The sequence below is a fragment of the Alloalcanivorax xenomutans genome, assembly GCF_900217905.1.
Classification (GTDB): Bacteria; Pseudomonadota; Gammaproteobacteria; order Pseudomonadales; family Alcanivoracaceae; genus Alloalcanivorax; species Alloalcanivorax xenomutans.
Genome location: NZ_OBMO01000038.1, coordinates 1 through 5,847, shown reverse-complemented (window position 1 = coordinate 5,847; position 5,847 = coordinate 1). Strand labels below are relative to the sequence as shown.

7 protein-coding genes are annotated in these 5,847 nt (G+C 63.1%); 2 read left to right on the top strand and 5 right to left on the bottom strand.

Annotated elements, in window-relative coordinates:
* From CRO06_RS20165 to CRO06_RS19705, 5 genes are all read right to left on the bottom strand, one after another.
* The coding region (locus CRO06_RS20165) for a hypothetical protein (RefSeq protein WP_218839910.1) at positions 1–242 on the bottom strand (242 nt) is incomplete at its 3' end.
* Between the two features lie 24 nt (positions 243–266).
* A complete protein-coding gene (locus CRO06_RS19720) occupies positions 267–1,055 on the bottom strand; it encodes an SDR family NAD(P)-dependent oxidoreductase (RefSeq protein ID WP_097059220.1) in 789 nt (262 codons plus the stop codon).
* Between the two features lie 27 nt (positions 1,056–1,082).
* Positions 1,083–2,378, bottom strand: a complete 1,296-nt coding sequence (locus CRO06_RS19715; protein ID WP_022995988.1) for a dicarboxylate/amino acid:cation symporter — start codon at positions 2,376–2,378, stop codon at positions 1,083–1,085.
* Between the two features lie 78 nt (positions 2,379–2,456).
* Positions 2,457–2,948, bottom strand: a complete 492-nt coding sequence (locus tag CRO06_RS19710) for an EVE domain-containing protein (RefSeq protein WP_026949618.1) — start codon at positions 2,946–2,948, stop codon at positions 2,457–2,459.
* Between the two features lie 134 nt (positions 2,949–3,082).
* Complete coding sequence (locus tag CRO06_RS19705; protein WP_022995986.1) at positions 3,083–3,496, bottom strand: hypothetical protein; 414 nt, start codon at positions 3,494–3,496, stop codon at positions 3,083–3,085.
* 165 nt (positions 3,497–3,661) lie between these two features.
* Between CRO06_RS19705 and prmB the strand changes: the two genes are divergently transcribed.
* Both prmB and aroC read left to right on the top strand, forming a co-directional pair.
* Positions 3,662–4,588 (top strand): 50S ribosomal protein L3 N(5)-glutamine methyltransferase, encoded by a 927-nt coding sequence (prmB, locus tag CRO06_RS19700; RefSeq protein ID WP_026949619.1) that lies wholly within the window; start codon positions 3,662–3,664, stop codon positions 4,586–4,588.
* 27 nt (positions 4,589–4,615) lie between these two features.
* Positions 4,616–5,722: a chorismate synthase gene (gene aroC, locus CRO06_RS19695; RefSeq protein WP_022995984.1), complete on the top strand. Its 1,107-nt coding sequence runs from the start codon at positions 4,616–4,618 to the stop codon at positions 5,720–5,722.
* The last annotated feature ends 125 nt before the right edge of the window (positions 5,723–5,847 follow it).

Below are 5,847 nucleotides of genomic sequence, written 5' to 3'. Positions count from 1 at the left end.
CTCGCGTTTGAACGCGTCACTAAACCGACGCTTGCTGCGAAATTGCATACACCTTCCTCGTCAATGAAGGTGTCTACTTTTTTGGGGCCACTCCAGTGAAAAGAAAGCGGCGTTGCGATGACGCAAAGGCCGTTTGCCGATCCGCAATAGTCCGCTTTTTTGTTTTTCCAATCAAAGAGGCCGCTCCCTGTCCCGGACGCGGCCTCTTTGATTTCAGTTACCGCCTTTCGTAGCACGCGCAACTATTCACTGTTCCCTATTCACTGTTAACCGCGTTTTTGCCATTTATGGAAAAAACGCACCGGATTGCGCCGCTTGCGGCGCCAGGCGCGGCGGGCTTCCGCCTGCGGGAAAATGTACAGCGGCCGTTTGGCGGTGGCGCCGAGGATTTCCCTGGCGACGGTGTCGACGTCATCGGCGGCGCGGCGCATGGCCCGCTCCAGGCGCGCCCGGCTGAGCGGGTCGGCACCGGTCAGCCGCTGATGCAGCGTGCTGGCGAAGAGGTCGGGACAGGCCACGCTGACGGCGATGCCAGTGCTTGCCAGCTCCGCCGCCAGCGCCTCGCTGAGCCGCACCAGGGCGCCGCTGCAGGCGGCGTAACTGCTCAATCCAGGTGGCCCGGTGATACCCGCCAGCGCCGAGATGTTGATCAGGTGGCCGCTGTTCTGGCGTTTCATCAGCGCCAGCGCCGCCCGGCACACATACACCGTGCCCATCACATTGGTCCGCCACAGCGTTTCCCAGCCGTGGTTGCCGAGTGCCTCGAACGGGCCGGTGTCGGCCACGCCGGCGTTGTTGATCACCACGTCCAGCCGTTCCCAGCGCCGGTGTATTCGTTCCATTGCCTGGCGGACCGCGCGTTCATCACTGACATCGGCATGCAGGAAGAGCACCTCACCGGTACGGCCGCGCAGAGTGTTGGCCAGGGTCTGCCCGGCCAATTCATCACGATCCAGCAGCGCCAGCCGGTAATCATCGACGGCCGCCCGGGCCAGGGCGGCGCCCAGACCGTGGGCGGCGCCGGTGATCAGCATCACGGGGCTGTTTTGACTCATGGCCGGCGCTCGTGCCGGAGGTTGGATCTACACCGCATGGCGTTGGCCATCCAGTTGGCGCATCGGGGTTTGCAGCACGTTTTCCTCGCCTTCACTGCGGGCCAGCAGGACGGCGCCGACGCTGTCGCCCCACACATTCACCGCGGTACGGCACATGTCGAGAATACGGTCGGTGACCAGAATCAAACCAATCGCCTCCGCCGGCAGGCCGATGATGCCGAGGATCACGGTGATCGCCACCAGGCTGGCGGCGGGGATGCTGGCGACGCCGATGGAAGTGATCAGAGCGGTGAAGACAATGGCGAACTGCATGCCGAAGGACAAATCCAGACCATAGGCCTGGGCGATAAAAATGGCGGCGGCGCATTCGTACAGCGCGGTGCCGTCCATGTTCACGGTGGCGCCCAGCGGCAGCACGAAACTGGCGGTGCGCTTGGAAACACCGGACCGCTTTTGCACGCAATCCATGGTCAACGGCAAGGTGGCGGCGGAGCTGGCCGAGGAGAACGCGGTCATCAGTGCCGGTGACATGGCCTGGAAATGGCGCCAGGGGGAGCGTTGCGCCAACACCCGGATCAGCAGTGGCATCACCACGAAGGCATGCAGGAACAGGGCGGCGAGAACCGTGAAGAAGAACCACAGCAGCGGCTCCAGAGCGTCCAGGCCGGTGCGGGTGACAGTGGCGGCGATCAGACCGAACACGCCCAGCGGGGCGAAACGGATGATCAGCATGGTGATGCTGACCATCACTTCGTAGAACCCCTCGACCATGTTGCGCAGGGTGTCGCCCGGTGCTCCGGCCAGCGTCCGCAGGAAAAAGCCGAACAGCAGCGAAAACACGATCAGCCCCAGCATCTGGCCATCGGCGGCGGCCTGCACCAGATTGGGCGGCAACATTTGCAGCAGAATCTGAGTGAATTCGCCGGCGCCCCGGCCCTCGATTTTTTGCAACACGTCCTGGGTATTGGCGGCGAAGCCCAGCAGATCCCGGGCTGGCTCGCCGTCGATGATGCCCGGCGTGGTGATATTCACCAGCAACAAACCGATCAGAATGGCGATCAGGCTGGTGCTCATATAGAACAGCACGGTCTTGGCGCCCAGCCGGCCCAGGTTCTTGCCCTGGCCGACGTTGACCAGACCACTGATGATGGCGGTGGTGATCAGCGGCACCACCAGCATTTTCAAGGCATTGATGAACAACGTGCCGATCAGGTCATAGGCTTCGATAACGGCGATGCCCAATATCCGGGTATCTTCACTGGTCACCCAGCCCGCCAGCCCGCCCAAAATCATGGCGAGAAAAATCTGGTGATGCAGTTTCATAAAGTGCCCCACTGCGTTGTTTTTCTTACTTAAGCATACCGGAGGAAACGGTGGCGAGTGAAACCGCCTCCCTCCTGGTCAGGCCGCGCCCGTGGCGGACCGCGGCTCATCGGCTCCGCACAGCGCCAGAATCTGCTGGTACTGACGATCCGTTATCTGCTGGATCGACAGCCGTGGGCGGGTCACCAGCTCCATGTCGGCGAACTCCGCGTGATCACGGATGGTGGCCAGGGAGAGCGGTTGGGGAAAGTGGCGGTGGTAGCGTACATCCACCTGATACCAGCGGGGCTGGTCGGGGCGGCTGCGACTGTCCTCGCCGGGATGGCCGGCGCTGAACTGGGTGGGATCCGGATAGGCGTCGGAGACGACTTCCGCCTCGCCGACGATGGCGGGCACTTTGCAGCTGGAGTGGTAAATCAGAACGCGGTCGCCGTTGCTCACCTCATCGCGCAAGCGGTTGCGGGCCTGGTAGTTGCGTACGCCATCCCAGCCGGAGGTGCCGTCCGGAGCATCTTGCAAGTCGTCCAGGCTGAAGGCGTCGGGTTCGGTTTTGAATAACCAGATGCGCATGGCTTCCTCATCAGTGTCGGCAAAAAAAGGGGCGTGATTATCATGGCTGCCGCCACGCCGGGCTCTTTTGGCGGCCACCCTTCGGACCGTCGACAAGACGACGTCAAAAATCGCTCCCGGCGATTTTTTCTTTACTACCTGCCTTTGATACTGGCGGCAAGGGTACTATCCCCCGCGTCGGCGGGAAGCTCGCTGAGCAGCCGGGTTCTCGCCTGTTCCAGCGATAACGCCGTGCTGACGGTGAACGCCGGCTTATTGAGCGTCAGCATCATGTGCGCGAAGGTTCGGTTAAGCGCGCTTTCCAGCACGATGACCTTGTGCGCGGTGATCCGCGCGAAATCGGCGCCGCAGGCAAAGCGCGCGGCACGCATGTCGAGGCTGCCGATATTACCGTAGTAGATCACGCGTTGACGCAGTTCTCCATGCGTGTGAAACAGCGCCAGCCGCTGACGGTAGATACGCCACTGCACCGCCGGATCCACATCAATGCCATCGGGCAGTTCGACCAGGGTCAGGGGGCCGTCCTGACGGACGGTGAGGGAGGGCATGGGGTTATCGCATCCTGCTTATTTTGGGCAATCTTATGAGAGTGGCGCAGGTGGGCTCGGGAAATCAATCCGGTGAAAGTGCTATGTGGGTGGCCGGCGGACCGTGATCCTCCATCCCGCGCCGTTCTATGCTAATCTTGCGCGCCCATTCGTGGAGGTCCTCAGGTGATCGACGAGATTCAGCAACAACAGGCCCTGGCCACCCTGCGCACGCCCCGGGATTGTCTGCGTTGGGGCGAGAGCTGCCTGCGTCGCGGCGGGGTGTTTCTGGGCCACGGCACCGACGACCATGGCGACGAGGCGCTGGCGCTGCTGCTGCATGTGCTGGCGCTGCCCCACGACACCGACCCCCGCATGCTCGATGCCCGTTTGCTGCCCCATGAACTGGAAGCCTTCGTGGCCCTGCTGGCGCGCCGCGTCAACGAGCGGGTGCCGACGCCGTATTTGACCGGCCAGGCCTGGTTTTGCGGTCTGCCGTTCCAGGTGGACGAGCGGGTGCTGATCCCCCGTTCGCCGATCGCCGAACTGATCGAAGCCGGTTTCCAGCCCTGGCTTGATCCGGACCAGCCGTTGCGTGCACTGGATTTGTGCACCGGGGGCGGCTGTATCGCCATCGCCATGGCCATGGCGATGGAAGACGCCGAGGTGGATGCCAGTGATATTTCCGCCGACGCCCTGGCGGTGTGCCAGGCCAATATCGATCACTACGGCCTTGGTGACCGGGTGCGGGCGGTGCTTTCGGATGGCTTTGACGGCTTGCGGGGGCGTTATGATCTGATCGTCTCCAACCCGCCTTACGTGGACGCCGCCGATCTCGCCGCCATGCCAGAGGAATTCCACCACGAGCCGGAACTGGCACTGGGCTCCGGCGCCGATGGTCTGGACTTCACCCGCCGTATTCTGGCCGAGGCCGCCGATTATCTGAGCGATGACGGTGTGCTGATCGTGGAGGTGGGCAACAGCGACCAGCACGTGATGGCGGCCTGGCCGGAGGTGCCGTTCCTGTGGCTGGAGTTCGAGCGCGGCGGCCATGGCGTTTTTCTGCTGACACGGCAACAATTGGTCGACCATCGTGAGTATTTCGCCGGCTGACCGGCGACCCCTGATCGAGGAGCACGAATGTCTGGGAACAGTTTTGGTGAACGGTTTCGGGTGACCACCTTTGGTGAGAGTCACGGCCCGGCGCTCGGGGCCATCGTCGACGGCTGCCCGCCGGGGCTGGCGTTGAGCGAGGAGGACCTGCAGGGTGAGCTGGATCGGCGTAAACCCGGCACCAGCCGTTACACCACCCAGCGACGCGAACCGGATCAGGTGCGCATCCTTTCCGGCGTGTTCGAAGGCAAGACCACCGGCACGCCGATCGGCTTGCTGATCGAAAACACCGATCAGAAGTCCAAGGATTACAGCGAGATCGCCAATACCTTCCGTCCCGGTCACGCCGACTACACCTACACCCAGAAGTACGGCTTCCGTGATTACCGCGGCGGCGGACGCTCCTCCGCCCGGGAAACCGCCATGCGCGTGGCCGCCGGCGCCATCGCCCGCAAATTTCTGGCCGAGCGGATCGGGGTGCGGATTTTCGGCGGCGTCGAGCAGATCGGCGATATCCGTGCCGAACAGTTTGACTGGAGCACGGTCAACGACAACCCGTTCTTTTTTCCGGACGCCGCCAAAGTCCCTGAACTGGAAGCGCTGATCAACGCTTTGCGCAAGGACGGCTCTTCCATTGGTGCCCGGGTCACGGTGTTCGCCGACGGTGTGCCGCCGGGCTGGGGTGAGCCAGTGTTCGACCGCCTCGACGCGGATCTGGCCAAGGCTCTGATGTCGATCAACGCGGTGAAAGCGGTGGAGGTGGGTGACGGCTTCGAGGTGGTCAACCAGCGCGGCGAACAGCACCGCGACGAGATGACTCCGGAAGGCTTCGTCAGCAACCATGCTGGCGGTGTCCTCGGCGGCATCAGCTCCGGCCAGCGCCTGCGTGCCAGCATCGCCCTCAAGCCCACTTCCAGCATCCTGATCCCGGGCCGCAGCCTGACCCTGGACGGCCAGCCCACCGAAGTGGTCACCAAGGGCCGACACGACCCCTGCGTCGGCGTGCGCGCCACCCCCATCGCCGAAGCGATGATGGCCCTGGTGCTGATGGACCACTACCTGCGCCACCGGGCGCAGAATGGGGATGTGGTGGCGCCCTTGTCGCCGATTCCCGGCGGAAAAGGCAGTGAATAGGGAACAATGAATAGTTAACAGCGGCGCGGGTGGAGTGGCCCCAAAAAAGTAGACACCTTCATTGACGAGGAAGGTGTATGCAATTTCGCAGCAAGCGTCGGTTTAGTGACGCGTTCAAACGCGAG

What these genes read in the sequence shown, in the direction of transcription:
- CRO06_RS19705 (WP_022995986.1), bottom strand. Translation starts at nt 3,496, where the DNA reads ATGCCCTCCCTCACCGTCCGTCAGGACGGCCCCCTGACCCTGGTCGAA.
- CRO06_RS19710 (WP_026949618.1), bottom strand. Translation starts at nt 2,948, where the DNA reads ATGCGCATCTGGTTATTCAAAACCGAACCCGACGCCTTCAGCCTGGAC.
- CRO06_RS19720 (WP_097059220.1), bottom strand. Translation starts at nt 1,055, where the DNA reads ATGAGTCAAAACAGCCCCGTGATGCTGATCACCGGCGCCGCCCACGGT.
- aroC (WP_022995984.1), top strand. Translation starts at nt 4,616, where the DNA reads ATGTCTGGGAACAGTTTTGGTGAACGGTTTCGGGTGACCACCTTTGGT.
- CRO06_RS19715 (WP_022995988.1), bottom strand. Translation starts at nt 2,378, where the DNA reads ATGAAACTGCATCACCAGATTTTTCTCGCCATGATTTTGGGCGGGCTG.